This window comes from Sanguibacter sp. A247 (assembly GCF_052324925.1).
Taxonomy (GTDB): Bacteria; Actinomycetota; Actinomycetes; order Actinomycetales; family Cellulomonadaceae; genus Flavimobilis.
In genome coordinates this window covers 529,305-555,104 of the sequence record NZ_JBQPRE010000001.1, presented here as the reverse complement: position 1 = coordinate 555,104, position 25,800 = coordinate 529,305, and the positions used below count along the sequence as shown (strand labels likewise).

The 25,800-nt window shown below is 71.3% G+C and carries 25 protein-coding genes; 4 read left to right on the top strand and 21 right to left on the bottom strand.

The window, feature by feature from the left end:
• Positions 1-49: 49 nt before the first annotated feature.
• From nuoK to ACTVCO_RS02415, 13 genes are all read right to left on the bottom strand, one after another.
• A complete protein-coding gene (gene nuoK / locus ACTVCO_RS02475) occupies positions 50-349 on the bottom strand; it encodes an NADH-quinone oxidoreductase subunit NuoK (protein ID WP_443726799.1) in 300 nt (99 codons plus the stop codon).
• Positions 349-1,191, bottom strand: coding sequence for an NADH-quinone oxidoreductase subunit J (locus ACTVCO_RS02470; protein ID WP_443727140.1), 843 nt, complete (start codon positions 1,189-1,191; stop codon positions 349-351). Before ACTVCO_RS02470 ends, nuoK begins: the two co-directional genes overlap by 1 nt.
• On the bottom strand, positions 1,191-1,847 hold the full coding sequence (gene nuoI / locus ACTVCO_RS02465) for an NADH-quinone oxidoreductase subunit NuoI (RefSeq protein WP_443726798.1): 657 nt from the start codon (positions 1,845-1,847) through the stop codon (positions 1,191-1,193). Before nuoI ends, ACTVCO_RS02470 begins: the two co-directional genes overlap by 1 nt.
• On the bottom strand, positions 1,840-3,231 hold the full coding sequence (gene nuoH, locus ACTVCO_RS02460; RefSeq protein ID WP_443726797.1) for an NADH-quinone oxidoreductase subunit NuoH: 1,392 nt from the start codon (positions 3,229-3,231) through the stop codon (positions 1,840-1,842). The genes nuoI and nuoH overlap by 8 nt, the downstream gene beginning before the upstream one ends.
• Positions 3,228-5,786 carry an NADH-quinone oxidoreductase subunit G gene (locus ACTVCO_RS02455; RefSeq protein WP_443726796.1) on the bottom strand — a complete coding sequence of 853 codons (2,559 nt, stop codon included), beginning with the start codon at positions 5,784-5,786 and terminating at the stop codon, positions 3,228-3,230. The genes nuoH and ACTVCO_RS02455 overlap by 4 nt, the downstream gene beginning before the upstream one ends.
• Positions 5,783-7,123: an NADH-quinone oxidoreductase subunit NuoF gene (gene nuoF, locus ACTVCO_RS02450; protein ID WP_443726795.1), complete on the bottom strand. Its 1,341-nt coding sequence runs from the start codon at positions 7,121-7,123 to the stop codon at positions 5,783-5,785. The genes ACTVCO_RS02455 and nuoF overlap by 4 nt, the downstream gene beginning before the upstream one ends.
• The gene (gene nuoE, locus ACTVCO_RS02445; protein WP_443726794.1) at positions 7,120-7,914 is read right to left on the bottom strand and encodes an NADH-quinone oxidoreductase subunit NuoE; all 795 of its coding nucleotides are present in this window, start codon (positions 7,912-7,914) and stop codon (positions 7,120-7,122) included. The genes nuoF and nuoE overlap by 4 nt, the downstream gene beginning before the upstream one ends.
• A complete protein-coding gene (locus ACTVCO_RS02440) occupies positions 7,911-9,263 on the bottom strand; it encodes an NADH-quinone oxidoreductase subunit D (RefSeq protein WP_443726793.1) in 1,353 nt (450 codons plus the stop codon). Before ACTVCO_RS02440 ends, nuoE begins: the two co-directional genes overlap by 4 nt.
• A complete protein-coding gene (locus ACTVCO_RS02435; RefSeq protein WP_443726792.1) occupies positions 9,260-10,015 on the bottom strand; it encodes an NADH-quinone oxidoreductase subunit C in 756 nt (251 codons plus the stop codon). Before ACTVCO_RS02435 ends, ACTVCO_RS02440 begins: the two co-directional genes overlap by 4 nt.
• Entirely contained in the window at positions 10,012-10,563 is a 552-nt protein-coding gene (locus ACTVCO_RS02430) for an NADH-quinone oxidoreductase subunit B (protein ID WP_443726791.1), read from the bottom strand. The genes ACTVCO_RS02435 and ACTVCO_RS02430 overlap by 4 nt, the downstream gene beginning before the upstream one ends.
• 28 nt (positions 10,564-10,591) lie before the next feature.
• The gene (locus ACTVCO_RS02425) at positions 10,592-10,954 is read right to left on the bottom strand and encodes an NADH-quinone oxidoreductase subunit A (protein ID WP_443726790.1); all 363 of its coding nucleotides are present in this window, start codon (positions 10,952-10,954) and stop codon (positions 10,592-10,594) included.
• 175 nt (positions 10,955-11,129) lie between these two features.
• The gene (locus ACTVCO_RS02420; RefSeq protein WP_443726789.1) at positions 11,130-12,425 is read right to left on the bottom strand and encodes a geranylgeranyl reductase family protein; all 1,296 of its coding nucleotides are present in this window, start codon (positions 12,423-12,425) and stop codon (positions 11,130-11,132) included.
• 198 nt (positions 12,426-12,623) lie between these two features.
• Positions 12,624-13,328 carry a demethylmenaquinone methyltransferase gene (locus tag ACTVCO_RS02415; protein ID WP_443726788.1) on the bottom strand — a complete coding sequence of 235 codons (705 nt, stop codon included), beginning with the start codon at positions 13,326-13,328 and terminating at the stop codon, positions 12,624-12,626.
• A gap of 68 nt (positions 13,329-13,396) precedes the next feature.
• On the opposite strand from ACTVCO_RS02415, the gene ACTVCO_RS02410 reads away from it, so the two are divergent.
• Positions 13,397-14,716, top strand: coding sequence for an isochorismate synthase (locus ACTVCO_RS02410; protein WP_443726787.1), 1,320 nt, complete (start codon positions 13,397-13,399; stop codon positions 14,714-14,716).
• Positions 14,717-14,988: 272 nt separating this feature from the next.
• On the opposite strand, the gene ACTVCO_RS02405 is transcribed toward ACTVCO_RS02410, so the two are convergent.
• The 6 genes from ACTVCO_RS02405 to ACTVCO_RS02380 form a co-directional block, all read right to left on the bottom strand.
• A complete protein-coding gene (locus tag ACTVCO_RS02405) occupies positions 14,989-16,458 on the bottom strand; it encodes a S1C family serine protease (protein ID WP_443726786.1) in 1,470 nt (489 codons plus the stop codon).
• 95 nt (positions 16,459-16,553) lie between these two features.
• Positions 16,554-18,440, bottom strand: a complete 1,887-nt coding sequence (gene menD / locus ACTVCO_RS02400) for a 2-succinyl-5-enolpyruvyl-6-hydroxy-3-cyclohexene-1-carboxylic-acid synthase (protein ID WP_443726785.1) — start codon at positions 18,438-18,440, stop codon at positions 16,554-16,556.
• 7 nt (positions 18,441-18,447) lie between these two features.
• Positions 18,448-19,413, bottom strand: a complete 966-nt coding sequence (locus ACTVCO_RS02395) for an o-succinylbenzoate synthase (protein WP_443726784.1) — start codon at positions 19,411-19,413, stop codon at positions 18,448-18,450.
• Positions 19,414-19,442: 29 nt separating this feature from the next.
• A complete protein-coding gene (locus tag ACTVCO_RS02390; RefSeq protein ID WP_443726783.1) occupies positions 19,443-19,895 on the bottom strand; it encodes a PTS sugar transporter subunit IIA in 453 nt (150 codons plus the stop codon).
• 55 nt (positions 19,896-19,950) lie between these two features.
• Positions 19,951-20,559, bottom strand: coding sequence for a TetR/AcrR family transcriptional regulator (locus ACTVCO_RS02385; protein ID WP_443726782.1), 609 nt, complete (start codon positions 20,557-20,559; stop codon positions 19,951-19,953).
• Positions 20,556-20,882: a DMT family transporter gene (locus ACTVCO_RS02380; RefSeq protein ID WP_443726781.1), complete on the bottom strand. Its 327-nt coding sequence runs from the start codon at positions 20,880-20,882 to the stop codon at positions 20,556-20,558. Before ACTVCO_RS02380 ends, ACTVCO_RS02385 begins: the two co-directional genes overlap by 4 nt.
• 125 nt (positions 20,883-21,007) lie before the next feature.
• Here ACTVCO_RS02380 and ACTVCO_RS02375 point away from each other — a divergent pair, with 125 nt between their 5' ends.
• Together ACTVCO_RS02375 and ACTVCO_RS02370 are read left to right on the top strand one after the other, a co-directional pair.
• Positions 21,008-21,970, top strand: coding sequence for a 1,4-dihydroxy-2-naphthoyl-CoA synthase (locus tag ACTVCO_RS02375; protein ID WP_443726780.1), 963 nt, complete (start codon positions 21,008-21,010; stop codon positions 21,968-21,970).
• 106 nt (positions 21,971-22,076) lie between these two features.
• On the top strand, positions 22,077-22,916 hold the full coding sequence (locus ACTVCO_RS02370; protein ID WP_443726779.1) for an aldo/keto reductase: 840 nt from the start codon (positions 22,077-22,079) through the stop codon (positions 22,914-22,916).
• Between the two features lie 70 nt (positions 22,917-22,986).
• Here the strand turns inward: ACTVCO_RS02370 and ACTVCO_RS02365 are convergent, their stop codons facing one another.
• Both ACTVCO_RS02365 and ACTVCO_RS02360 read right to left on the bottom strand, forming a co-directional pair.
• Positions 22,987-23,220, bottom strand: coding sequence for a hypothetical protein (locus ACTVCO_RS02365; RefSeq protein WP_443726778.1), 234 nt, complete (start codon positions 23,218-23,220; stop codon positions 22,987-22,989).
• A gap of 107 nt (positions 23,221-23,327) precedes the next feature.
• Positions 23,328-24,380 carry a DUF3048 domain-containing protein gene (locus ACTVCO_RS02360; protein ID WP_443726777.1) on the bottom strand — a complete coding sequence of 351 codons (1,053 nt, stop codon included), beginning with the start codon at positions 24,378-24,380 and terminating at the stop codon, positions 23,328-23,330.
• Between the two features lie 118 nt (positions 24,381-24,498).
• Here ACTVCO_RS02360 and ACTVCO_RS02355 point away from each other — a divergent pair, with 118 nt between their 5' ends.
• Positions 24,499-25,737, top strand: coding sequence for an AMP-binding protein (locus ACTVCO_RS02355; RefSeq protein ID WP_443726776.1), 1,239 nt, complete (start codon positions 24,499-24,501; stop codon positions 25,735-25,737).
• The last annotated feature ends 63 nt before the right edge of the window (positions 25,738-25,800 follow it).

The following is a 25,800-nucleotide window of genomic DNA, read 5'->3' as shown; positions in this document are numbered from 1 at the left end:
GGCGGGAGCGGCCGTGGCCGCGACGGATTGCAAGGTGAGCATCAGCGCCTCAGCCCTTCAGCAGGTTGACGTCGTCGACGGAGGCCGACTTCCGGGTCCGGAAGATCGCCACGATGATCGCGAGGCCGACAACGACCTCGGCTGCGGCGACGACCATGACGAAGAACGCGATGACCTGGCCGGTGAGGTCACCGTGGATGCGGGCGAACGTCACGAAGGCAAGGTTCGAGGCGTTGAGCATGAGCTCAACACCCATGAAGGCGATGATCGCGCTGCGGCGCAGGAGCACGGTCGCTCCGCCGATCGCGAAGAGGATCATCGCGAGATACAGGTAGTTGCTGACCTCCATCAGGCTTCTCCCTCCGTGGTCGCAGCGTCGGTCTGGTCGTGACGGCCGCCGCGCGTGGCGGCGGTGTCGCTCGCCTGGTCGCCGGCGTCAAGCTCGGCCGTGGTCCGTGCCTGGACGAGCGTTGTGACGTCCGTCCCGAGCCCGTGCTCCTGGCCTCGGATGCGCAGCACGCGCGAGACCGAGGCCTCGATCGGGTTGCCCTCGGGGTCGAGCGCGGGAACGTCCATGGCGTTGTGCCGCGCGTAGACACCGGGAGCCGGCAGGTTGACGGGGTGCTCCCCCGCGAGCAGACGACGCTCGGCCCGCTCGGCCTGACCGATCTTGGGGGTGAGGCGCCGGCGGTGCGTGAGCACGAGCGACGCGAGCGCAGCCGTGACGAGCAGGACCGCGACGATCTCGAGGTCGAGCACGAAGTCGCTCATGAGGATGCGAGCGAGCCCAGCGGGGTTCGTCTCGGAGTTCGCCGAGTCGAGCCCGACCGCGGCGGGCAGGGTCGCGCGCGACGTCACCGTGATGAGCAGGGTGCCGAGACCGAGGCCCATGAGGACGCCGATCCAGCGCTGTCCCTTGATCGTCTCGACTGCGGATGTCGAGGCGTCGACGCCCACGAGCATGAGGACGAAGACGAAGAGCATCATGACGGCGCCCGTGTAGACGACCACCTGGACGATGCCGAGGAACTCCGCCTGCTGCATGACGTAGACGACCGCGAGGCTCACCATGACGAAGATCATCGAGAGCGCCGCGTAGACGGCCTTACGAGCGAAGACGAGACCAAGGGCCCCGAGAACCATGGCGGGAGCGAGCACCCAGAAGAGCACTGCCTCCCCGGTCGAGGTCATCATCGCGTTCCTCCGTTGACGTGGGGAGCGGCGACCGTGGCCTTGGCCGCGGCGTCGATCGAGGCGTCGTCGGGACGGCGCTCGCGCACCCAGTCGACCTGAGCCTCGGTCGGACCGGTGATCTCACCGCGGTAGTACTCGAGGTCTTCTGTGCCCTCGACCATGGGGTGCGGGCCGGACAGCATGCCCTCGCGCAGCGGCGCGAGCAGGTCGTCCTTCTCGAAGATCATGCCCTCGCGGGTCGGGCCCGCGAGCTCGTAGTCGTTCGTCATCGTGAGCGCGCGCGTCGGGCATGCCTCGATGCACAGGCCGCAGAAGATGCAGCGGAGGTAGTTGATCTGGTAGACGCGCCCGTAGCGCTCTCCGGGCGAGATGTGCGCGCCGTCGGGCAGATCGGCGTTGTCGCCGCCCTCGACGTAGATCGCGTCCGCGGGGCACGCCCAGGCGCACAGCTCGCAGCCGATGCACTTCTCGAGGCCGTCGGGGTAGCGGTTGAGCTGGTGACGGCCGTGGTAGCGCGGCTTGGTCGGGACCTTCTCGAACGGGTACTGCTCCGTGACGACGGGGCGGAACATGTTCGCGAAGGTCACGCCGAAGCCGGCGACGGGCGCCAGCAGATCAGCGAGCGGTCCGGACTTCTTTGGGCTCTCACTCACCGGAGTCCCCTTCCGTCGACGTAGTGGATTCGGACTCGGCCGTGACCTCGAGGACCGCGGCCGCGGCCGCTGCGCGTCGTGCGACACGGGGCGAGGGCGGAAGCTGCTGACCGGGCAGAGGCGGCACGGGGTAGCCGCCCGCGAAGGCGTCGAACGGCTCGACCGGGGCGGCGGGCTCCGGCTCGTCCTTCGTGACGAAGGACGAGATGACGAGGCCGACGATCGCGATGACGAACAGCCCGAGCGAGGCGTAGATGAAGACCTGGCGGTCGATCTCACCGAACTCGACGACGCCCTGGTACATGGCGACGACGACGAGCCACACGAGCGCAACCGGAATGAGGATCTTCCAGCCGAACTTCATGAACTGGTCGTAGCGGAAGCGGAGCAGCGTGCCACGCACCCACACGAAGATGAACATGAAGAACCAGACCTTGGCGAGGAACCAGAGGATCGGCCACCAGCCCTCGTTGAACATGCCGTCGTTGATCGCCGAGAGCGGCCACGGCGCCCGCCATCCGCCGAAGAACAGCGTCGTGGCGACGGCCGAGACGTTGAGCATGTTGATGTACTCCGCGAGGAAGAACCACGCGAACTTCATCGAGGAGTACTCAGTCATGTAACCGGAGACGAGCTCACCCTCGGCCTCAGGAAGGTCGAACGGCAGTCGGTTCGTCTCGCCGATCATCGAGATGATGTAGAGGATGAACGCCGGCAGCAGCGGGAGCGCGTACCAGAAGCGCTCCTGCTGGTTGACGATCTCCGACGTCGACATCGACCCGGCGAGCAGGAAGACCGAGACGAGCGAGAGGCCCATCGCGAGCTCGTAGGAGATGATCTGCGCCGTCGAACGCACTCCGCCGAGCAGCGGGTACGTCGAGCCGGAGGACCAGCCGCCGAGGACGATGCCGTACACGCCGAGTGCGGCGCACGCGAGGATGTAGAGGACCGCGACGGGGAAGTCGGTCAGCTGCGCGGGCGTCGTGAAGTCCGTGAACGGGATCCGCACCTCAGGCCCGAACGGGATGACCGCGTAGATGAGCAGCGAGCAGAACACCGAGATCATCGGCGCGATGATGTAGACGACCTTGTCGGCCATCTTCACCGTGATGTCCTCCTTCATGAGGAGCTTCATCGCGTCGGCGACCGCCTGGAGCAGACCGAGAGGGCCGTGGACGTTCGGGCCGATGCGCACCTGCATGCGAGCGACAAGACGCCGCTCGAACCACAGGGCCATGAGGACGCTCGTCAGCAGGAAGACGATGACGAGCACCGCCTTGACGAGGTACACCCAGATGTTGTCGTTGCTGAAGTCGGCGGCGATGCCGGGCACCGCCGGCGTCTCCGTCGCGACCGTCGCAGCGAGGGCGAAGCCGCCCATCATGCCTCCTCGGTGGTGGGGACAGGTCCCGCAGCGATCTCGACGACCGCACCGGGCAGGACGCCCAGTGCCGCACGCACCGCTGAGCCGGGCGAGTTGGTGGGCAGCCACACGACGTGGTCCGGCATGTCCGTGACCGCGACGGGCAGCTCGACGCGACCAGCGGCCGTCGAGACCCGCAGGAGCCCACCGTCGGCGACGCCCACGTCAGCGGCCGTCGCGGCCGACAGCCGCGCAACCGCCTTGCGCGCGGTCCCCGCGAGGAACGGCTCACCGTCCTGGCCACGACCCGCGTCGAGCTGCAGGCGCCAGGAGGCGAGGACAGCCGTGCCGGGAGCGACCGCGGCGGGGCTCGCCGCGCTCACCTCGGGAGCGGCGAGCCGCTCGCCGTCCCACGCACCGAGCTCGTCGATCTCCTTGCGCAGGACGTTGCCGTCGCGCGCACCGAGGTCCGTCCCGAGCCCGCGTGCCAGCTCGTCGAGCACCCGGTGGTCGGGCAGCGCGGACGACTCGAGCGCCTGCCGGAAGGGCCGCACGCGGCCTTCCCAGTTGAGGTACGTCCCCGACTTCTCGGCCGGGGGTGCGACGGGGAGCACGACGTCTGCGAGGTCGGTGACCTCGCTCGCGCGCACCTCGAGGCTCACGACGAAGTCGGCGGCCTCGAGCGCGGCGCGAGCCGCGACCGGGTCGGTGAGGTCGCCCAGCTCGACACCTCCCACGAGCGCACCGCGCAGCTCACGCGCGCTGAGCGCGGCGAGGATGCCGTCGGTGTCGCGGCCGGGAGCCGTCGGAAGGGAATCCGCGCCCCAGGCCGCGGCCATGTCGACGCGAGCGGCGGCATCGGCCACCGTGCGTCCACCCGGGAGGAGACCCGGCAGCGTGCCCATCTCGACACCGGCACGCTCGCCGATGCGGCGCGGGATCCACGCGAGACGCGCACCCGTTGCGGCCGTGAGTCGCAGGACCGCTGACAGCGCACCGGGAAGGTTCGCGAGCCGCTCCCCCACGACGACGAGCGCGCCCTCGGCCGCGAGGGCCGAGCGCAGCGGCGCGAGGGCAGGCTCGTCGGCGCCCGACGCCAGCGCGTCGAGGATCTCGACCTCGAGGCCGGGAGCCGTCGGAACGAGCGTCCCGTCGAGACGCTCGAGACCGCGCGTCGCGAACGGAGCGAGCGACCAGACGCGGGTGCGTCCGGCCTGCGTGCCCTTGCGCAGACGCAGGAAGACGATGCCGCCTTCCTCCTCAGGCTCGAAGCCGACGAGGAGGACCGCGGGCGCGTTCTCGAGGTCACCGAAGGTCACGTCGATGCCGCGGCCCGCAACCGTGTGCCCGAGGAAGGACTGCTCCTCGCCGGACGCGGGACGGGCCCGGTGGTCGATGTCGTTCGTCGCGAGGGCCGTGCGCGCGAGCTTGCTGTAGGCGTAGGAGTCCTCGATCGTCAGGCGCCCGCCGGGCAGCACGCCGACGCCACCGGCGTCGCGTGCTGCGGCAAGACCCGTCGCCGCGATCTCGAGGGCCTCGACCCACGAGGCCGTGCGGAGCTCGCCGCGTGTGCCATCCTCGGCCCGGTCACGCACGAGCGGGTGCGTGAGACGGTCGGCCGCGCTCTGCCAGTTGAACGCGAAGCGATCCTTGTCAGAGATCCACTCCTCGTTGACGACGGGGTCGTCGCCCGCGAGACGGCGCATGACCGTTCCGCGACGGTGGTCGACGCGGATCGCCGAGCCGTTCGAGTCGTGCTCGGCGATCGCCTCGGTCGAGACGAGGTCGAACGGACGCGAGCGGAAGCGATAGGCCGCCGACGTGAGCGCGCCCACCGGGCAGATCTGCACCGTGTTGCCCGACCAGTACGAGGCGAACGGGCGCCCCGACTCGTCCTCGGCCGCGGGGCCGACGGTTGCGTCGCCGAGCGGGGCGTACCCGAGCACGTCCTCGTCGAACGTCCCGATCTGCTGGTTCGCGCCACGCTTCTGCAGGTCGATGAACTGGTCGCCCGCGATCTCGTTGCTGAAGCGGGTGCACCGCTGGCAGAGGATGCAGCGCTCCCGGTCGAGGAGGATCTGGGTCGAGATCTTCAGCGGCTTGGCGAACGTGCGCTTGACGTCCGTGAAGCGCGACGTTCCGCGCCCGTCGCTCATCGCCTGGTTCTGCAGGGGGCACTCGCCGCCCTTGTCGCAGGTCGGGCAGTCGAGCGGGTGGTTGATGAGCAGGAGCTCCATGACACCGTGCTGCGCCTTCGAGGCCACGGCGGACGTCTGCTGCGTGTTGACGACCATGCCCGGAGACACTTCCATCGCACACGACGGCTGCGGCTTGGGCATCGCTCGCACGTTGCCCTCACGGTCAGGCATCGCCACGTCGACGAGGCACTGACGGCACGCACCCACAGGCTTGAGCAGCGGGTGGTCGCAGAAGCGCGGGATCGCGATGCCGATCTCTTCGGCTGCGCGGATGATGAGCGTGCCCTTGGGCACGGCCGTCTCGACGCCGTCGATCGTCAACGTGACGAGCTGAGGGTCGACGGCGACCGGCGTGGAGCTGTCGGTCGTGGAGGTCATGCGTGCACCGCCCCTGCTGCGGCGCCGGTCGCCCGGCGCGGGGTGTAGTCGAAGAGCGCCGAGCGCTCCGGCGGGAACAGCTCAGACGCGGGCTGTGTCATGCCGGCCTCGAACTCCTCGCGGAAGAGCTTGACCGCTGAGGTGATCGACGACGTGGCGCCGTCGCCGAGCGCGCAGAACGCGCGCCCGAGGATGTTGTCGCAGATGTCGACAAGCTTCTCAATGTCGCCCGGCTCGCCCAGGCCATGCTCGAGGCGCTGGAGGATGAGCTTGAGCCAGTACGTGCCCTCGCGGCACGGCGTGCACTTGCCGCAGGACTCGTGCGCGTAGAAGTCGGTCCAGCGCGAGACCGCGCGAACGACCGACGTCGTCTCGTCGAAGATCTGCAGCGCGCGCGTGCCGAGCATCGAGCCCGCCGCGCCGACCGACTCGTAGTCGAGCGGGACGTCGAGGTGAGCGTCCGTGAAGATCGGAGTCGAGGACCCGCCCGGGGTCCAGAACTTCAGTGCGCGGCCGCCCCGCATGCCGCCCGCCATCTCGAGGAGCTCGCGCAGCGTGATGCCGAGCGGCGCCTCGTACTGGCCGGGACGGGTGACGTGACCTGAGAGCGAGAAGATGCCGTGGCCCGTCGACCGCTCGGTGCCCATGGACGTGAACCAGTCCGAGCCACCGCGGACGATCGCCGGGACAGAGGCGATCGACTCGACGTTGTTGACGACCGTCGGGCGCGCGTAGAGGCCCGCGACGGCGGGGAACGGCGGCTTGAGACGCGGTTGGCCGCGGCGGCCCTCGAGCGAGTCGAGGAGCGCGGTCTCTTCACCACAGATGTAGGCGCCGGCACCGGCGTGCACCGTGACGTCGAGGTCGAAGCCCGAGCCATGGATGTTCTTGCCGAGGTGACCCGCTGCGTACGCGTCGGCCACGGCCTTGAGCAGGCGCCGGTAGACGTGCACGACCTCGCCACGCAGGTAGATGAACGAGTGGTGGCTCCCGATCGCGTAGCTCGTGATCGCGACCCCCTCAAGAAGAAGGTGAGGGTCGGCGAGCATGAGAGGGATGTCCTTGCACGTCCCCGGCTCGGACTCGTCAGCGTTAACGACGAGGTAGCGAGGGCCGCCGTCGGGCGCGGGAAGGAATCCCCACTTCATGCCCGTCGGGAACCCGGCGCCGCCACGGCCGCGCAGGCCGGAGTCCTTGACGAGCTGGACGAGGTCCGCCTGCGGCTGGCCGAGGGCCTTCTTCAGGCCCTCGTACCCGCCCGCGGCCTCATAGCTCGCGAGCTTCCACGGGGTCTCGTCGCCCCACGAACGCGTGAGGATCGGGGTGAGGGAGGTCATCGCTTCTCCTCGGGCTTGACGTCGGCCTCGGACGGCGCGGGGCGGTCAGCACTCGAGTGCTCCTCGCCCACGCCGGGTGCGGCGTCGCCTGCCGAGGCGGCAGCGGCCGCCTCGCGCTCGGTGGCGTCGAACGACGGTGCGGTCCAGCCCTTGGAGCGCGCGACGTCGAGCCCGACGAGGCTTGCGGCACCAGCCGCCACGCCCTCGTCAGCACGACCGTCCTCGAAGCCCGCGAGCACGCGCGACATCTCCTTGAAGGAGACGACCTTGTCGGGGCCACGCGTCGGCGTCACGTCCTCGCCCGCGATGAGGCGGTCGACGACGTCGAGCGCCGAGTCCGAGGTCTGGTTGTCGAAGAACTCCCAGTTGATCATCATGACGGGCGCAAAGTCGCACGCGGCGTTGCACTCGACGCGCTCGAGCGTGATGCGGCCGTCGGCCGTCGTCTCGTCGTGACCGATGCCGAGGTGCTCCGAGAGGCGGTCGAAGATCTCGTCGCCGCCCATGATCGCGCAGAGCGTGTTCGTGCACACGCCGATCGTGTACTCGCCATTGGGACGGCGCTTGTACTGCGTGTAGAACGTCGCCACGGCCGAGACCGAGGCGTTCGTCAGCCCGAGCGTCTCGGCGCAGAACTCGATCCCGTGCCGCGAGACGTAACCGTCCTGAGACTGCACGAGGTGCAGGAGCGGCAGGAGGGCCGAGCGGGCCTGGGGGTAACGGGCGACGACGGCCGCCGCGTCAGCGTCGAGGCGCGCACGCACCTCGGGGGCGTATCCGGTCGTGGTCATCGGTCCACTCCTCCGAGCACCGGGTCGAGCGAGGCCACCGCGACGACGACGTCGGCGAGCTGTCCGCCCTCGCACATCATCGAGACGGCCTGCAGGTTGTTGAACGACGGGTCCCTGAAGTGGGCCCGGTAGGGGCGGGTGCCGCCGTCGGAGACGAGGTGCACGCCGAGCTCGCCTCGCGGCGCCTCGACCGTCTGCCACACCTGTCCTGCGGGGACGCGGAAGCCCTCGGTGACGATCTTGAAGTGGTGGATGAGCGCCTCCATCGAGGTGCTCATGATCTGCTTGATGTGGTCGAGCGAGTTGCCCTGCCCGTCCGTCCCGATCGCCATCTGCGCCGGCCACGCGATCTTCTTGTCGGCAACCATGACGGGCCCGCTGCTCTTCTCGAGACGCTCGAGCACCTGGTCGACGATCTTGAGCGACTCGTAGCACTCGGCGACGCGCACGACGACGCGGTCGTAGGCGTCGGCGCCCTGGGCGACCGGGACCTCGAAGTCGTACGTCTCGTACCCGCAGTACGGGTCGCTCTTGCGCACGTCGTACGGCAGGCCGGCCGAGCGGAGCACGGGGCCCGTCATGCCGAGCGCCATGCACGCCGAGAGGTTGAGGTGGCCGACCCCGATGAGGCGACCCTTGAAGATCGGGTTCTCCATCATGAGCGCCTCGAGCTGGCGAAGGTACTCGCGCACCTTGACGAGGACCGAGCGCGTCTCGGGGATGAAGCCGGGCGGGAGGTCCTGCGGGACGCCGCCGGGGCGCACGAACCCGTGGTTCATGCGCAGGCCCGTCACCGCCTCGAACAGGCGCAGGATCTCTTCGCGGGCCGTGAACGACGTCGTCATGATCGTCGTGGCGCCCATCTCGTTACCGCCCGTGCCGAGCGCGATGAGGTGGGAGGAGACGCGGTTGAGCTCCATGAGCAGGACGCGGATCTGCGTCGCACGCTCGGGGATGTCGTCGGTGATGCCGAGGAGCTTCTCGACGCCCAGGCAGAACGCGACCTCCTGGAAGAACGGCGCGAGGTAGTCCATGCGGGTGCAGTACGTGACGCCCTGCGTCCACGTACGGAACTCCATGTTCTTCTCGATGCCGGTGTGGAGGTAGCCGATGCCCGCGCGGGCCTCGGTCACCGTCTCGCCGTCGATCTCGAGCATGAGGCGCAGGACGCCGTGCGTCGACGGGTGCTGCGGGCCCATGTTGACGACGATGCGCTCTTCGCCGAGGCGCGCGGCCTCCTCGGCGATCGACGACCAGTCGCCGTCGCCGTAGGCCTCGAACGACGGGATGCCCGCGTCGTGGGCGGGTGAACCCGCGTCGCGCGTCGCATGCGGGGAAGCGGTGCTCATGAGTAGGACCTCCGCGTGTCCGGCGAGGGGATGGTGGCGCCCTTGTACTCGACGGGGATGCCGCCGAGGGGGTAGTCCTTGCGCTGCGGGTGACCCGGCCAGTCGTCGGGCATCTCGATACGCGCGAGGCCCGGGTGCCCGTCGAAGATGATGCCGAAGAAGTCCCACGTCTCGCGCTCGTGCCAGTCGTGCGTCGGGTAGATCGCGACGGTCGACGGCAGGTGCGGGTCGGCGTCGGGGACAGCGACCTCGAGCCGCACCCGGCGGCTGTGCGTCACCGACGTGAGGTGGTAGACGGCGCGCAGCTCGCGGCCGGTGGCCTCGGGGTAGTGGACGCCCGAGACGCCGAGCGACAGCTCGAAACGGAGGTCCTGGTCGTCGCGCAGCGCGCGGCAGACGGCCACGAGGTGCTCGCGGGCGACCTCGAGCGTCAGCTCGTCACGGTCGACGACGACGCCCGTGAGGGCCTTCGTCGCGAGGCCGGGCTCGGTCTCCTCGAGCACCTCGACGAGGAGGTCGACGACCTCGTCGAAGTAGCCGCCGTAAGGGCGCGCCGACGAACCGGGAAGCGCGATCTGGCGGACAAGACCACCGAAGCCGGAGGTGTCGCCCGTTCCGTGGATGCCCCACAGGCCCGTGCGGACCTTGATGACGTCCGGGCCGCGCAGGTCGCCCGTGGGCACCGCGCGGACGGAGCCGCCAGGGGTGACGTGGTCGACCGCGTCGGCGGCCGGAGTGGTCTCGTCGCTCATCGCAGGAGCCCCTTCATCTGATGCGTCGGCGTCGCCTCGAGCGCGGCAGCCTCGACGGCCTTGACGACCTCACGGCGGTGCGTGAGGAGCGGCTCGGCCTGGATCTGACGCTGCAGCTCGTTGATCGCGTTGATGAGCATCTCCGGACGCGGCGGGCAGCCGGGCAGGTAGACGTCGACGGGCACCACGTGGTCGACGCCCTGAACGATCGAGTAGTTGTTGAACATGCCGCCCGAGGACGCGCACACACCCATGGCGATGACCCACTTGGGCTCGGCCATCTGGTCGTAGACCTGACGGACGATCGGGGCCATCTTCTGGGAGACGCGTCCAGCGACGATCATGAGGTCAGCCTGGCGCGGCGAGGCCCGGAAGACCTCCATGCCGTAGCGCGCGAGGTCGAAGCGGGAGGCACCCGCCGCCATCATCTCGATCGCGCAGCATGCCAGGCCGAACGTCACGGGCCAGATCGACGACTTGCGGGCCCAGCCCGCAAAGTCCTCGACGGTCGTGAGGAGGAAGCCCGAGGGGGCGGTCTCGTTGCTCATCTGCAGTCCTTCTTCCGCGTCAACCCGATCAGTCCCACTCGAACCCGCCGCGGCGCCATTCATAGACGAACGGAACCGTGATCATGGCGATGAACGCGAGGATGGCGACAAGCCCGAACGCCGCAAGGGTGCGGAACTCGACCGCCCAGGGGTAGAGGAACACGACCTCGATGTCGAAGATGATGAACGTCATCGCGACGAGGTAGTACTTGATGGGGAACCGGCCGCCGCCGACGGCGTTCGGAGTTGGCTCGATGCCGCACTCGTACGCCTCGAGCTTGGCCTTGTTGTACCGCTTGGGGCCGATGATCGCGCTGGCGCCGAGGCCTCCGAGGGCCAGCAGCGCGGCGACCCCCATGAGGAACAGCAGGGGCACGTAGGGGTTGCTCATCGCGTCGCTCTCCTTGTCGGGAGGTCGGTGCGGACCGTCGGTCCATACGGGGTGGTGGCCGGGTCCGCGCACGCGCGCACGGTCCGGACGTGGGTGGAGCCCATAGCCAGGCTACGGGTGAAGCGGGGGCGACGGTGCGTGCCCGCGGGGGATGTCGTCGTCAGAGGACAGCACATCATGCCGCGGGCACCACCCTGGTGAGACCCGCGATGACGCGGTCCATGAGATCGCCGCCGCGCGGCTCGTAGCCGTCGGAGAGGAGTTTCATGACGAACTTCATGAGCAGGGGGCGCGGCAGGCCGTACTTCGTGCACAGATGCATGACGTGCGGGTTCTCGATGAGCTTCACGAAGTACGTGCCGAGGCGGTAGTAGCCGCCGAGGTCGTCCTTCATCACCTGCGCGTACCGGTGCAGCGCGCGCTCGCGCGCGGAGTCCGTCGGGCGGGTGAGGGCCTGCGCAACCGTGTCGGACGCGACGCGCGCGGCCTGCATCGCGTACGCGATGCCCTCACCGTTGAACGGCGAGACCATGCCGCCTGCGTCGCCGAGAAGCATGAGCCCGCGGTCGTAGAGCGGCGCGCGGTTGAAGGCCATGGGAAGCGCGGCACCGCGCACGGGCCCGCGCTGGGTCTCCTCGGAGAAGCCCCACTCGGCGGGGACGTTCGCCATCCACCGCCCGAAGAGGTCCTTGTAGTCGACCTTGGTCGCGGCCGCGCTCGAGGACACCGAGCCAAGGCCGACGTTGACCGTGCCGTCGCCCAGGGCGAAGATCCACCCGTAGCCGGGCATAAGGTTGGACTCGCCCGGGGCGCCGTCCCAGAGCTCGAGGTGCGACTCCATCCACGCGTCCTGATGGCGCGGGGACTCGAAGTACGTGCGGACGGCGACGCCCATGGGGCGGTCGTTGCGCTTCTCGATGCCGATCGCGGTCGCGAGCCGCGACGAGACACCGTCGGCGGCCATGACGACGGGCGCACGGAACGTGCGCTCCTCCCCCGTGCGGCGGCCGTCCGCGTCGAGGACGCGTGCGGTGACGCCGACGACGCGGCCAGTGCGCTCGTCGAGGACGGGCTCGGTGACGCTGTGGCCCTCGAGGATCGTCGCCCCCGAGGCGCGGGCGTGCTCGACGAGCATGTGGTCGAACGACATGCGGGAGCGGGCCAGGCCGTACGACGGGTAGGACGAGAGCTCGGGCCACGGGATCTCGATGCGGTGACCGCCGCCGACGACGCGCAGTCCGACGTTGCGGATCCAGCCGTCGGACTCGTCGATGCTCACGCCCGCACGGACGAGCTCAGCGACAGCGCGCGGCGTGAGGCCGTCGCCGCAGATCTTGTCGCGCGGGAAGCGGGCCTTGTCGAGGACGACGACGTCGAGCCCCACCGAGGCGAGGTAGTGCGCGGCGGTGGCCCCTGCAGGGCCGGCACCGACGACGACGACGTCTGCGTCGTCGGGGTGGTTCATCGCCATCGCTGAATCCTTGAGGTGCGTAGTCCGGAGGGGGTGGAACCGGGGCCTGTGGACCTTGTGCACGAAGGCACAAGCGCCCTCGTCACTCTAGTCTCCCGAGCCGCCGATGTCTGCCAAGGTAAGCCTCACCTCGTCAGCAAACACCAGGACCAAGGTCCCATGCCACCGATGAGGGCCGGGAAAAGACGGATGCCCTGGTCAGACGCTGTTGTCGGGGCGGGTGGCGCGGTGCAGCGCGACGATCCCGCCCGACGCGTTGCGATAGGCAACCCGTCGCCAGCCGGCCTCCTGGAGCAGGTGGGCGAGCGCCACCTGGTCCGGCCACGACGTGATCGACTCGGCGAGGTACTCGTACGAGCCCGTGTCCTTCGTCACCGCTCCGGCAACCTTCGGAAGGGCCTTCATGAGGTACTCCTGGTACACCGTGCGGAAGGGCTCCCACGTCGGCGTCGAGAACTCGCACACGACGATGCGCCCCCCGGGGCGCGTCACGCGGAACATCTCACGCAGCGCCCCGACCGTGTCGACGACGTTGCGCAGGCCGAACGAGATCGTCACGGCGTCGAACGACTCGTCGGCGAACGGCAGCCTCGTCGCGTCACCTGCCGTGAACGACAGGTCCGGACGCCGCGCCTTGCCCACCTGGAGCATGCCGAACGAGAAGTCGCACGGGACGACCCGCACACCCTCGTCCGCGAACGGCTCCGAGGACGTGCCTGTGCCCGCCGCCAGGTCAAGGACCTTCTCGCCAGGGGCAGCGCCCACCGCGTCGATCGTCAGGCGTCGCCACCGACGATCCTGCCCAAGCGAGATGACGTCGTTCGTCAGGTCGTAACGACGGGCGATGCCGTCGAACATCGAGGCGACCTCACGGGGCTTCTTCTCCAGGCTTGCGCGCGACATGCCCCCAGCCTAGCGACGCCACGCGCAATGTCAGGCCCAGGCCGGACGGAGACGTACTCTGGACGGCGATGAACTCCAACCTGCCGATGCCTGCGGCGCACGTCCCCGCGGGGCGCGTCGTCGTCAGAACGACCCCGCTCGACCTGCCTGATGCACGGACCGACCCGGGTGCGCTCCTCGACCTCCTGCCTGCCGACTCCCCCCTGTCGTGGGTCCGCCGCGGCGACGGACTCGTCGCCTGGGGCGAGCTCGCGCGCATCGAGGTGGGCGGGGAGGGTCAGTTCGCGCACGCCGAGCAGGCGTGGCTGCGGCTCCTTCGCACGATGTCGGTCCACGACGACGTCACCGCTCCCGGAACGGGCCCCGTCGCCTTCGGCTCGTTCTCGTTCGACCCCGCCTCCCCCGCGGGTGGCGCCCTCGTCGTCCCGCGGGTCATCGTCGGGCGGCGCGGCCCCCTCGCGTGGGTGACGACGCTGACGGAGGAGTCCGAGGGCTCCGCGGTGCCCCAGCCGACGGTCGCCGAGCTGCTGCGCGTCGGGGCAGCCCCCGTCACGGTCCCCGGACCCGTCACGTACACCGACGGCGCCCTCGCGCCCGACGCCTGGCTCGACGTCGTCTCCGACGCGATCGCGCGGATCCGCGCGGGCGCGATCGACAAGGTCGTGCTCGCACGGGACGTCCACGCCCGGACGACGCATCCCGTCGACCCGCGCCACCTCCTCGCCCGGCTCGCGGACAGGTTCTCGGGATGCTGGACGTTCAGCGTCGACGGCCTCGTGGGCGCAACCCCCGAGCTGCTCGTCCGCTCCGAGAAGGGCCTCGTCATCTCACGGGTCCTCGCGGGCACGGTGCGGCGCACGGGCGACGACGACGCCGACCTCGCACGCGCAGCCCACCTCTCGCACTCCTCAAAGGACCTCGAGGAGCACGAGTACGCGGTGAGTTCCGTCGCGCAGGCGCTCACGCCGTTCTGCACGTCGACGAACGTCCCCGAGACGCCCTTCGTCCTCCACCTCCCCAACGTGCTGCACCTCGCGACCGACGTCACCGGTGTGCTCGCCGCACCGGGCGTGACGAGCCTCGCCCTGGCCGACGCACTCGCACCAACGGCTGCGGTCTGCGGGACGCCGACCGCGGTCGCGCGCGACCTCATCCGTGAGATCGAGCACCTTGACCGCGCACGGTACGCCGGCGCGGTCGGGTGGCTCGGGGCAGACGGTGACGGCGAGTGGGGAATCGGCCTGCGCGCCGCCGAGCTCGACCCCGAAGACCCCCATGAGCTGCGGCTCTTTGCGGGATGCGGGATCGTCGCGGCGTCCGTCCCTGCCGACGAGCTGGCCGAGACCGAGTCCAAGCTCGAGCCCATGCGTTTCGCCCTCGGCGACTGAGCTCGGGCGTCGGGCGGCGCCGCCCAACGCCCCGACGAGGTTCCTGGCCCAGCGCGACGGAGCCCCCTGCCCAGGCGCGACGGTGTCCCCACCGGGAACGCGACGGACACAAAGGAGGAGGGCCGAGACGTCAGGGAATCGTCTCGGCCCTCCGGCGGCGACCTCGGCAGGGGGACCGATTCGCCGCGGCCTCGACAGCGTCAGGGAACGCGGTCGGGCGGGGTCGCGGAGCCCGACAGGGGAGCGGGTCCGCGACTGGTTCCTAATCTAGATCAGAGGTTCTCACGGAGCCACCGGAAGAACTCCTCCTGGGTCATTCCCCCCGGCAGAGTGCCTTCGGAGCCGCCGTCGGGCGCCTGGCGTCCCTCCTGGTCCTGGCTCCCGTCGCTCCCCTCACGGCCAGGCGTCGAGCCGTCGCCAGCCGCATCCGCACGCGCCGCCAACGTCACCGTGACGTCCTTGGCCGTCCCCGCGCGCACAACCGTGAGCACAGCCCGGTCACCCTCGACGCGCTCGCGCACCGCAGCCGTGAGGTACTCCGCCCCGCTCACCGCCTTGCCGTCGATCGCGACGATGACGTCGCCTGCCTCCACACCGCCCTTCGCGGCCGCCGAGCCCGGCGTCACCTCGACCACCTCGGCACCCCGCCGCGTCGCACCGTCAGCAGTAGCCGTCGCGTCCCGCAACGAGACACCGAGGAACGCGTGCTCGGCCGAGCCCTTGGCCATGAGCTGATCGCCCACGGACCGCGCAAGGTTCGAGGGGATCGCGAAGCCCAGGCCGATCGAGCCCGACTGACCCGACCCGCTCGAGAGAGTGGCGATCGACGACGTGATGCCGATGACCTGCCCGGCCGCGTCGAAGAGCGGCCCACCGGAGTTGCCCGGGTTGACGGCCGCGTCGATCTGGATCGCGTTCGTCACGACAGCCGACGCGCGTGAGCCGTCCGACGTCGACACTGGCCGGTCGACGGCCGAGACGATGCCGGTCGTCACCGTGTTGGCGAGGCCGAGCGGATTACCGACGGCCATGACGGCATTGCCGACGACGACCTTGTCGGAGTCCGCGAGCGTCGCCGCGGCGAGGTTGGCAGGCGGGGAGACGAGCTTGACGACCGCGAGGTCCGTCGAGGCGTCGAGGCCGACGATCTTCGCGTCGTACAGGCGGCCGTCGCTCAGCGTCACCGTGACCGTGTCGTTCCGGGCGCCCGCAACGACGTGGTTGTTCGTGAGGATGTGGCCCTCGGTGTCGATGATGACGCCCGAGCCCTGCCCGCCGCCCGCCGAGGTCTGCACGTCGATCGCGACGACCGAGGCGGCCACACGCGCGGCGACCTCTTCCCAGCTCGCGGGGCTCACCGCGTCCACGCTGATCGGCGAGCTCGTGCCGAGGTCCGTGACGGTCGACGTCACGCCGCTCGGCGTAGCGGAGCGGTCGATGAGCTGGGTCGTGGCGAACGCTGCTCCGCCGCCGACCAGAAGCGCCGTGACGGCAGCGGTCGAGACGACCGCGGGCCACGTGCGCGCCGGGCGCGTCGTGGGGTGCGGCGGGATGGGTGCGTGCCCTGCCGGGCCGCCGTCGGCCGCGCCGGGCCTGGCGGGCGTGGCGTACGGGGATGCCCCGAACGCGTGGCCGCCGGGGCCGGGAGCGGGAGGCGCGGGCACAGGCGCGGGCACGCTCGGGGTGGGTCCAGCGGGTTCGCCACCGGGAGTGGGCAGCGGCTGAGTGATGTTCTCGTCCATGGTGGACCTCCTTCGACATCCTCAGTCGACCAGTCCTTGCTGGGGAGAACCCTCAACGACCCTGAACGTTGTCTGAGAATCTCGACGTTCAGGTCTCAGCCGTCGGCGAGCGACCCGCCCGCGTCCGCGACGTCCGCGACTGCCACATCCGCGAGCGCCGCGTCGAGCGCGGCGGTCACGGCCGCGGCACGCGCCCGCCGGCCGTCGCGATCCACCCGCACCTCGACGACGCTCACGCCCGGCAGCGGTCGGGCGAGCGCGTCCCGGAGGCCGGTGGCCGAGCCGACGCAGGTGTGCCCGATGCCGTGCGCCGCACAGAGCGCCGCGAGGTCGACGTCATGAGGGGTCCCGAAGACGCGTTCGACCGCTGCGGCCCGCGCAGGCTCGGCCGCCGCGAGCGCCCCGTGCTCAAGACCCGTGAAGATCGAGCCGCCCGCGTCGTTGACGACGACGATCTGCAGGTGCGGCCGGTCCTCGCCACGCGCAGCCCACAGTCCCCCGGCGCCGTGCACGAACGTGAGGTCGCCGACGAGCGTGCGCACCGTGCGTCGGCCGTCCCCCGCCCGCTCGGGGCGGCCCCCCGCGAGCGCCACGCCGACGGCGGTCGCGAGCAGGCCGTCGATCCCCGCGACGCCCCGGTTGGCGACGACGTGCGGTGGCTCGGCCCACCGATGGACGAGGTCGAGATCACGGACCGGGTTGGAGGAGCCGACGACGAGCACGTCGGACGGGGTGAGCGCGTCCGCGAGCACCCGCACGGCGGCCTCCGCCGTGAGCGGCGCGGGCGTCTCGAGGTCAGCCGGTCCGGGAACAGCGCCCAGCCCGAGCGCGTCGTCGATCGCGGCGGCAGCCGCGGCCGACGCTGCCCGCCACGCCGCGCCCCACCGGGTGCGGGCCGTCGGGCGCGGGCCGGGGCCCGCGGCGTCGTCGGGCAGGAGCCAACGGTGCGGAACCCCCGCGAGCACGGTCCGCGCACCACGCGGGGCGTCCGCCCACGGCGCCCCCGCCGGGGCGACGACGACGACGTCGACGTCGTCCCGCCCGAGAAGCCGCTGCACGGGCCGCGACAGCGTCGGCCGGCCGACGACGAGAACGCGCCGCACCTGCCCCGCGAGCCCCGACGTGGCGAGCACCTGGGCATGCGCGGCGACGAGCTGCGGACCGCCGGCAGACGGCGCAACGCACTCGGCGACGAGCGGCCATCCGCGAGCCTCGGCGACACGGCGAGCAACACCGTCGTCACCGTCGCCCGCGACGACGAGCGTCCCGCCGTCGCGCAGCTCGTCCTGCGTCCACGGGCTCTGCTCAGGCGCACGCGGGGCCGACTGCACGACGCGAGGCGGATGGACCTCGGGCCACGGCGCACCCTCGCCCGCCTCAGGAACCAGCGGGTCGCGGAACGCAAGGTTGAGCTGGACGGGACCGGGGTAGCCGGTGCGCCCGCCGGTCGCGGCGTCGACCGCGCGCGCCGCAAGGTGGACGGCCTCGGCCGCTTCGCCCGCGCGACCCGTGGGCGCGGGGACGTCGGCCGCAAGACGCACCGCTGCCCCGAAGATCCCCGGCTGGTCGATGGTCTGGCTCGCACCCGTGCCACGCATCTCGTGGGGGCGGTCCGCCGTGAGCAGGAGGAGCGGAAGGCCGCCGTGATGCGCCTCGAGAACCGCGGGGTGCAGGTTGGCGACCGCTGTCCCCGACGTCGTCACCACGGCGACCGGTGCGATGCCCGCGTGGCGGGCCGCGCTGCCGTCGGCCCCGCCACCCGCCGCGACCGCGGCGCCCCGCACGAGCCCGACCGCCGTGAACGCAGCCTCACGCTCGTCGACGCGCACCGTGAGCGAGAGGAGCCCCGCCTCCGCGGCCTCGGCGACCGCGTACGCGAGCGGCGCGGAGCGCGAACCCGGGGCAAGGACGAACTCGCGCACGCCGAGGCGCACGAGCGCGGCGACGAGGGTGCGGGCGGAAGTGATCGACGGAGACGTCACGCGCCCATCATCCCAGGACGTCAGCGAGATCCTCACCCAGGACGGCTGCGCACCGTTCGAGCCGTGCCCGCCACGCGCGGGCGACGTCGTCGGGCGCGGCCGTGCGCACCACCGCGGCGGGCGCAACGACCGGTCGGCGCACCCCGATCGCACCGTCGACGGGGAGCAGCGGACGGACGACCGTGTCGTCCGTCAGCAGGTGCGCGGTCGCCAGACCGCACGCGTACGGCAGCTCCGGGAGCGCCGCCGCGAGCGCGATCCCCTGGGCCAGGCCCACCGACGACTCGAGCGCGGACGACACGACGACGGGCAGGCCCACCTCCTCGGCCAGACGCAGGCAGGCCCGCACACCGCCGAGCGGCTGCACCTTGAGCACGATGACATCGGCGGCCTCGGCCCGCACGACCTCGAACGGGTCCTCGGCCCGTCGGATGGACTCGTCAGCGGCGACCGGCACGTGCGTCCGACGCCGCACCGCAGCGAGCTCGGCCACCCTCGCGCAGGGCTGCTCGACGTACTCGAGCCCACCGGCCGCCCGATCGAGCACGCTGAGCCGCGCGAGCGCAGTCTCCGTGTCCCAGCCACCGTTCGCGTCGATACGAACGCGTCCGCCGGGCCCGAGCGCGTCGCGCACCGCCTCGAGCCGCTCAACCTCGTCCGCGAGCGTCTGGCCCGGCTCGGCCACCTTGACCTTGGCCGTCAGGCAACCACCAGAGGCCCGCACCGTCGCGTGCGCACGCACGCCGTCGACCGCGGGTACCGTGACGTTGACGGGGATCCGATCGCGCAGCGCGGGAGGATCGCCCTCGCGGGCCGCCTCGAGCGCGGCGCGCAACCACTGAGCCGACTCGACGTCGTCGTAGTCGGCAAACGGCGAGAACTCCGCCCACCCCCGCGGCCCGCGCAGCAGCACGCCCTCGCGCACGTCGATGCGGCGGAAGCGGGTGCGCAGCGGAATCGAGTAGACGTGCATGACCCCACCCTAGTGAGGCGTCCCGGGCGTCAGTCCGCGACGGCGTCAGCGACGAAGCGGGCCACGATCGCGGGGTCCGACAGCGCGCGCAGCGTGTCAGCCCAGTGCGCGTCGAGCAGCTGGCGGGCGAGCGCCTGCAGGAGGCCGAGGTGCACGTCCGCCCCGCCGGTCGGCGTCGCCACGAGGAACACGAGCGTCGCGTCGCCGTCGGGACCCGAGAAGTCGAGGCCGCCGGGGACCGTCGCAACCGCGATCGACGGGACGAGAACGGCGTCCGACTTCGCGTGCGGGAGCGCGACGCGACCCTCCATGCCCGTCGGGATCTGCGCCTCGCGGGCCCGCACATCAGCCGCGAACGTCTCGCCGTCGGTGACGCGGCCCTGCGCGGCCAGCTGCGCCGAGAGCCGTTCGATGAGTGCGTCGGTCGACGCGGGGCTGAGCCCGAGCGAGACAAGGTCGGCCGTGATGATCTGAGCGGACATGGCTACTCCTAGGTGAGGCGTCGGTCGAGGACGCGTTCGGTGACGTTGCCGCTGCTCATCCTAGGGTCGGCGCCGGCGCCCGCGCCGGTCGCCCGAGCTCGAGGAGCTCGCACAACCGGGACTCGACCGTTGCGCGGACGGACCGCGCCTCGCTCAAGGCGGCGACGGCTGCGCCGTCGACGACCGCGAGCGCGAGCCCCGCGGACACGCCCCCGCCGGGATGGCCAAGCCTGCTCAGCAGGCGCGCGATCGCGTCGTCGAGTCCGCCGCGGGCCGCAGCGTACGCACGGCCGAGGCCCGTGCGCCCGGCTCCGACGAGGTGCTCGTAGTGCGCGCGCACCGCTGCGTCGCCGCCGGGCGGCAGGAGCGCCCGGCCGAGAACCGCAGCGCGTTTAGCCGGGGTCGTGGCCTGCGCGAGGGACGCGTCGTCGTCGAGCACGTCGTGGACGGCGGCGACCCACCGCTCGGCCAGGCGGGCGCCGACGGCCGCAAGGATGTCGTCGAGCGTCGCGAAGTGGTAGGTCGTCGAGGCGAGAGGCAGGTCCGCGTGCGCCGCGAGCGCGCGGTGGGTGAGCGCGGCGGGGCCGTCGGCCAGGACGAGCTCGACGGCCGCGTCGACGAGCGCGGCTCGGCGCGCGGCACCGCGCGGCCGGGGCTCGGTCACGCGTGCCCACCGCCCGAGAGGTTGAGGCCGACGACGCCCGCGACGATGAGGCCGAGCGAGACGAGCTTGACCGCGTTCATCGCCTCGTCGAAGGCGAAGACGGCGACGACCGCGGTCGTGGCGGCGCCGATGCCGACCCAGACGGCGTAGGCGACGCCGACGGGCAGGGTCCGCAGCGCGTAGGCGAGACCCGCCATCGAGAGCGCAAGGAGAACGACGAAGCTCACCGCGGGCCACAGTCGCGTCATGCCGTTCGATGCCTTGAGGCTGAGAGCCCAGCCGGCCTCGAGGAGGCCGGAGAGGATGAGGACGAGCCAGGCCATGAGGTTCTCCCTGCGTGCGACGGGTCTGCGGTGGGGCGGCTGCCGCAGATCGCTCATCGTACCCGTCGATCGGTACGGATGTACCACTTGGCGGCGAGGCCCGTGCGGCTCGCTAGGGTGTGTCCATGAGCGAGATTCCCACGACCGTGTCAGCAACGTTCGACCCGACGCGGTGGCGCACGGTCGCGGGATTCGACGACCTCGCCGACATGACCTACCACCGTGGCGTCGAGCGCACCTTCGACGCCGACGGCGCCGTCACGGCCGAGCGCGACCTGCCCGTCGTGCGCGTCGCCTTCGACCGCCCCGAGGTCCGCAACGCGTTCCGCCCCGGGACCGTCGACGAGCTCTACCGGATCCTCGACCACGCGCGCCTCACCTCTGACGTCGGCACAGTTCTGCTCGCGGGCAACGGCCCCTCCCCACGCGACGGCGGCTGGGCGTTCTGCTCGGGCGGCGACCAGCGCATCCGCGGCCGCGACGGGTACCGCTACGCCGACGGCGAGACCGCCGACACGGTCGACCCGGCCCGCGCCGGCCGGCTCCACATCCTCGAGGTCCAGCGGCTCATCCGGACCATGCCCAAGGTCGTCGTCGCCGTCGTCGACGGCTGGGCCGCGGGCGGCGGGCACTCTCTTCACGTCGTTGCCGACCTCTCGATCGGCTGCCGTGAGCACGCCCGGTTCAAGCAGACCGACGCGAACGTCGGCTCGTTCGACGGCGGCTACGGCTCCGCCTACCTCGCCCGACAGATCGGCCAGAAGCGCGCACGCGAGATCTTCTTCCTCGCCCGCGAGTACTCCGCGCAGGACGCGTACGAGTGGGGCGCCCTCAACGAGGTCGCCGAGCATGACGACCTCGAGAACCTTGCGCTCGAGTACGCCCTGACGATCGCTCGCAAGTCCCCCCAGGCCATCCGCATGCTGAAGTTCGCGTTCAACCTTGCCGACGACGGCCTCATGGGCCAGCAGGTCTTCGCCGGTGAGGCGACGCGCCTCGCGTACATGACGGACGAGGCTGTCGAGGGTCGCGACGCGTTCCTCGAGCACCGCGAACCCGACTGGTCCGGCTTCCCGTACCACGTGTAGGCCCGCAGAGGCGCGCACTCCGCACGGCGCACCCCCGTCCGCGAACCACGCGTTCCGGAGAGCGTAACGACTGGACCGGAGGGCGGACGGGGCGGAAGATAGGCGCATGAGCACCCCCCACGTCACCCTCAACAACGGCGTCGAGATCCCCCAGCTTGGCCTCGGAGTCTTCCAGGTCCCCGAGGACGGCACCCAGGCCCTCGTCGAGGACGCCCTCGCCTCCGGCTACCGCCACATCGACACGGCAGCCGGCTACTACAACGAAGAAGGCGTCGGCGCAGCCGTCGCCGCCAGCGGCCTGCCCCGCGAGGACATCTTCATCACGACCAAGCTCCGCAATGGCGACCAGGGCTACGACAAGGCGCTCCGCGCCTTCGAGGACTCCCGGACCGCGCTCGGCCTCGACGTCGTCGACCTCTTCCTCATCCACTGGCCCGTCCCGAGCCTCGACCTCTACGTCGAGACCTGGCGCGCCTTCGAGAAGCTCTACGCCGACGGCGCCGTGCGCGCGATCGGCGTCTCGAACTTCCTTCCCGACCACCTCGACCGCCTCGTCGCAGAGTCCGAGATCGTGCCGGCCGTCAACCAGATCGAGGTCCACCCGACCTTCCAGCAGGTCGACGTCCACACGAGCTCGCTCGGCCACGGCATCGCCGTCGAGGCATACTCGCCGCTCGGACGCGGCGCGGACCTCGACTCCCCGGCCGTCACCGCGATCGCGGAGCGCCTCGGCGCGACCCCCGCCCAGGTGATCCTGCGCTGGCACCTCGACGCAGGCCGCATCGTCATCCCCAAGTCCGTCACCCCCGAGCGCTACCGCGCCAATCTCGCAGCCATCGACCTCGAGCTCACCGAGGCCGACCGCTCCGCGATCGACGCGCTCGAGGCTGGCAACCGCCTCGGCGCCGACCCGGCCGTCGCGGCCTTCACGCAGTACCGCGACTGACCACCCGGCACACACAGACGGTCCCCGGGACGCTGAGACGTCCCGGGGACCGTCTGTCGTTGGCGCGGGCTCAGCCCGTGACGAAGAACGTCAACGCCAGCTCGACCGCTTCGCGCAGGCCGAGCGCAACCGCCGTCGCGAGCGCCGTGAGGAGCGCGACCGAGAGCGCGGCCGGAGCGGTCGACGTGCGCCACGAGTCGCCCGAACGGGTGCGGCGGCGGCGCTGACGGGCGGGGCGGACGACGCGGCGCACCGCGACCGAGCCGGACGGACGGGAGACGAGGTGCGAGTGTGTCGTGGTCATGGCTCAACCTTCGCTCGCACGCCCCACCCACCGCGTCGGCCGTCGGTCTGGACATGACGACGGCGCCTCCCCCGACCGGAGGAGGCGCCGTCATACCGCAGTCTGACTCAGTCGAGCGAGTAGGAGCTCTTGCCCTTGTTGAGCATCTCCACCCACGTGTTGCCAGGTGCGAGCAGGATCGGCTCGCCCTTGTCGTCGAGAAGCTCGAGCGGGTCCGTCACGCCGGCCTTCTTCCAGGTCGCCTCGATGACCTTGCCACCCGTCGCGACGAGCGCCTTGCCTGAGCCCTTGAACTTCTGGTCCGGCACCATCGCGCCGCCCTGAGCGTCGAGCTTGGAGTCGATCTGCACGGTCTCGATGAGCACGACGTTCGTCGCCTTCAGCTGCGAGCCCGCGGCCGACATCGCCTTCTGCGACCCCTCGGACCGCAGCCAGGCGGACGAGCCGGAGTCCCACGCCCACGAGGGGCGGGCCGCAGCCGAGAGCGAGATCGAGAGCTTCTTCGCGCCCTTGCCGGCCACGACCGCGCTCGCCTCGTCCGCCTTCTCGGCGAACTTCAGGTCACCGCGCGGAGGCGCCGAGTGGTCGGAGTCCGCAGCCTTCCAGATCGTGGCGAGGTCCGCGTAGACGTTGTGCGGCGCCCGACGCGTCGAGACACGACCCAGACCAGCAGCACCCGCGTCGTGCGAGATCGGCTGGATCTCGGCGACGCGACCGATGCGCGTGACCATGCGCTTCTGAGCGCCCGAGAAGACGAAGAGCGGCTTGAAGCCGGCAACGACCTGGAGGTCGATGGGGCGCGCGGAGCGCACCGGGCCGACCGCGTCCGGCGTGTTGGACTGGTAGACGGCGATGAAGCGCGAGACCTCGAACTCGACGACGGTCTCCCAGACCTGGTCGGCGTCCTCGAGACCCGCCTGCGGGCGCGCCGCTGCCGTGTTCTCGACCTTGACCGCGATCGCCGGACGCGCGGGGACCTCGTCCACCTTGACGCCCGTGAGCGGGAAGACGATCGGGGCCGCGGGCGTAGGAGCGTCGGTCTTCGACGGGTCGACGGTCGCGTCGACCGTCACGGTCGGAGTGGCCGGCGGGGGCGGTGGGTCGTCCTTGCCGCACGCCGCGAGGCCAAGCGTCGCTACGAGCGTTCCAGCGAGAGCCACGACGGCACCTCGGCCACGCATCGTCCTTCGGTTCACGTTTGTCCACCCTCTCTTGCCTGCACGCGCGCCGTGTCTGCGCACGCGCTCGCAAGCCTACGTCCGCGACTAGGGTGGTCGCGTGCCCCGTCCCGTCATCTGGCCCGCAGTCTCCGACATCCCGGACAGCGCTCTGCCCGAGCTCGTCCGCGCAGCGCTCGACGGCTCGGGCCCGGCCCTGCTCGCGCAGCCCGTCCCGCCAGCGGGAACACCCACCACACCCCCGAGCGTCCCCGACGACGTCGCCCTCGTCGTCGGCACCTCAGGTTCAACAGGCCTTCCCCGCCGCGTCATGCTCACGGCCTCCGCCCTGCGCGCCTCGGCCACCGCGAGCGCCGAGCGGCTCGGAGGTCAGGGTGCGTGGCTGCTCGCGCTCCCCACGACGCACATCGCCGGGATGCAGGTCATCGTGCGCTCCGTTCTCGCGGGCACGACCCCGACGATGCTCGCGGGGCCCTTCCGTCCCGCCGCGTTCGTCGAGGCCGTCAGCCGCATGCCCGAGCGCACCGCCACGCCCGGCGGGCGACGCTTCGCCTCGCTCGTCCCGACACAGCTGCACCGCCTGCTCGAGCCCGGGCCCGACTCGGCCGCAGCGCTCGACGCCCTGAGGAGCTTTGACGCGATCCTCGTCGGCGGAGCCGCGCTCGCGCCCGAGCTCGCCGCGCGCGCGGCCGCCGCGGGCGGTCGCATCGTCACGACGTACGGCATGTCAGAGACCTGCGGCGGCTGTGTCTACGACGGCGTGCCGCTCACCGGGGTGCGGATCCGCACGTCGGCGGACGGCCACGTGCTCATCTCTGGTCGCGTCCTTGCCGAAGGGTTCCTCGACGACGACATCGCCGACGCGCAGTCCTTCACGACCATCCACGGCGGCAGATGGCTGCGGACGCGCGACCTCGGCACTCTCGAGCTCTCCGAAGACAGCTCGTTCCTCACGCTCACCGTGCACGGCCGCTCGGACGACATCATCATCACGGGCGGGGAGAAGGTTGCTGCAGGCGCGGTCGAAGCCGCCCTCGCGGGCTGGCACGGCCTGGGCGAGGTTGCGGTGGTCGCAGTGCCCGACGACGAGTGGGGCAACGCGATCGTCGCCGTCGCGACCCTGACCCCCGGCGCGAGCGCGCCCGGGCTCGCCGAGGTTCGCGACCACGTCCGCCGCGCCGTCGCACCGCCCGCGGCACCCCGCGCGCTCGAGATCGTCGAGGCCTTGCCGACCCTCGGGATCGGCAAGCCGGACCGCAACGCGGTCCGCGACCTCGTGCTCGGCCGCCGGCCGGCAACCGTGACGACGCTCTCGCCTCAGGAGCCCACGGACTCCTGAGGTGTGATCTCCGCCCGAGTTCCCCCCTCCGGCCACGAGCGTCATGGTCCCGGGCGCCACGCC

Coding starts and splice junctions, on each gene's coding strand:
- nuoK (WP_443726799.1), bottom strand. CDS start 349: ATGGAGGTCAGCAACTACCTGTATCTCGCGATGATCCTCTTCGCGATC.
- ACTVCO_RS02470 (WP_443727140.1), bottom strand. CDS start 1,191: ATGACCTCGACCGGGGAGGCAGTGCTCTTCTGGGTGCTCGCTCCCGCC.
- nuoH (WP_443726797.1), bottom strand. CDS start 3,231: ATGATGGGCGGCTTCGCCCTCGCTGCGACGGTCGCGACGGAGACGCCG.
- ACTVCO_RS02455 (WP_443726796.1), bottom strand. CDS start 5,786: ATGACCTCCACGACCGACAGCTCCACGCCGGTCGCCGTCGACCCTCAG.
- nuoF (WP_443726795.1), bottom strand. CDS start 7,123: ATGACCTCCCTCACCCCGATCCTCACGCGTTCGTGGGGCGACGAGACC.
- nuoE (WP_443726794.1), bottom strand. CDS start 7,914: ATGACCACGACCGGATACGCCCCCGAGGTGCGTGCGCGCCTCGACGCT.
- ACTVCO_RS02440 (WP_443726793.1), bottom strand. CDS start 9,263: ATGAGCACCGCTTCCCCGCATGCGACGCGCGACGCGGGTTCACCCGCC.
- ACTVCO_RS02435 (WP_443726792.1), bottom strand. CDS start 10,015: ATGAGCGACGAGACCACTCCGGCCGCCGACGCGGTCGACCACGTCACC.
- ACTVCO_RS02430 (WP_443726791.1), bottom strand. CDS start 10,563: ATGAGCAACGAGACCGCCCCCTCGGGCTTCCTCCTCACGACCGTCGAG.
- ACTVCO_RS02425 (WP_443726790.1), bottom strand. CDS start 10,954: ATGAGCAACCCCTACGTGCCCCTGCTGTTCCTCATGGGGGTCGCCGCG.
- ACTVCO_RS02420 (WP_443726789.1), bottom strand. CDS start 12,425: ATGGCGATGAACCACCCCGACGACGCAGACGTCGTCGTCGTCGGTGCC.
- ACTVCO_RS02415 (WP_443726788.1), bottom strand. CDS start 13,328: ATGTCGCGCGCAAGCCTGGAGAAGAAGCCCCGTGAGGTCGCCTCGATG.
- ACTVCO_RS02410 (WP_443726787.1), top strand. CDS start 13,397: ATGAACTCCAACCTGCCGATGCCTGCGGCGCACGTCCCCGCGGGGCGC.
- ACTVCO_RS02405 (WP_443726786.1), bottom strand. CDS start 16,458: ATGGACGAGAACATCACTCAGCCGCTGCCCACTCCCGGTGGCGAACCC.
- ACTVCO_RS02395 (WP_443726784.1), bottom strand. CDS start 19,413: ATGCACGTCTACTCGATTCCGCTGCGCACCCGCTTCCGCCGCATCGAC.
- ACTVCO_RS02390 (WP_443726783.1), bottom strand. CDS start 19,895: ATGTCCGCTCAGATCATCACGGCCGACCTTGTCTCGCTCGGGCTCAGC.
- ACTVCO_RS02380 (WP_443726781.1), bottom strand. CDS start 20,882: ATGGCCTGGCTCGTCCTCATCCTCTCCGGCCTCCTCGAGGCCGGCTGG.
- ACTVCO_RS02375 (WP_443726780.1), top strand. CDS start 21,008: ATGAGCGAGATTCCCACGACCGTGTCAGCAACGTTCGACCCGACGCGG.
- ACTVCO_RS02370 (WP_443726779.1), top strand. CDS start 22,077: ATGAGCACCCCCCACGTCACCCTCAACAACGGCGTCGAGATCCCCCAG.
- ACTVCO_RS02365 (WP_443726778.1), bottom strand. CDS start 23,220: ATGACCACGACACACTCGCACCTCGTCTCCCGTCCGTCCGGCTCGGTC.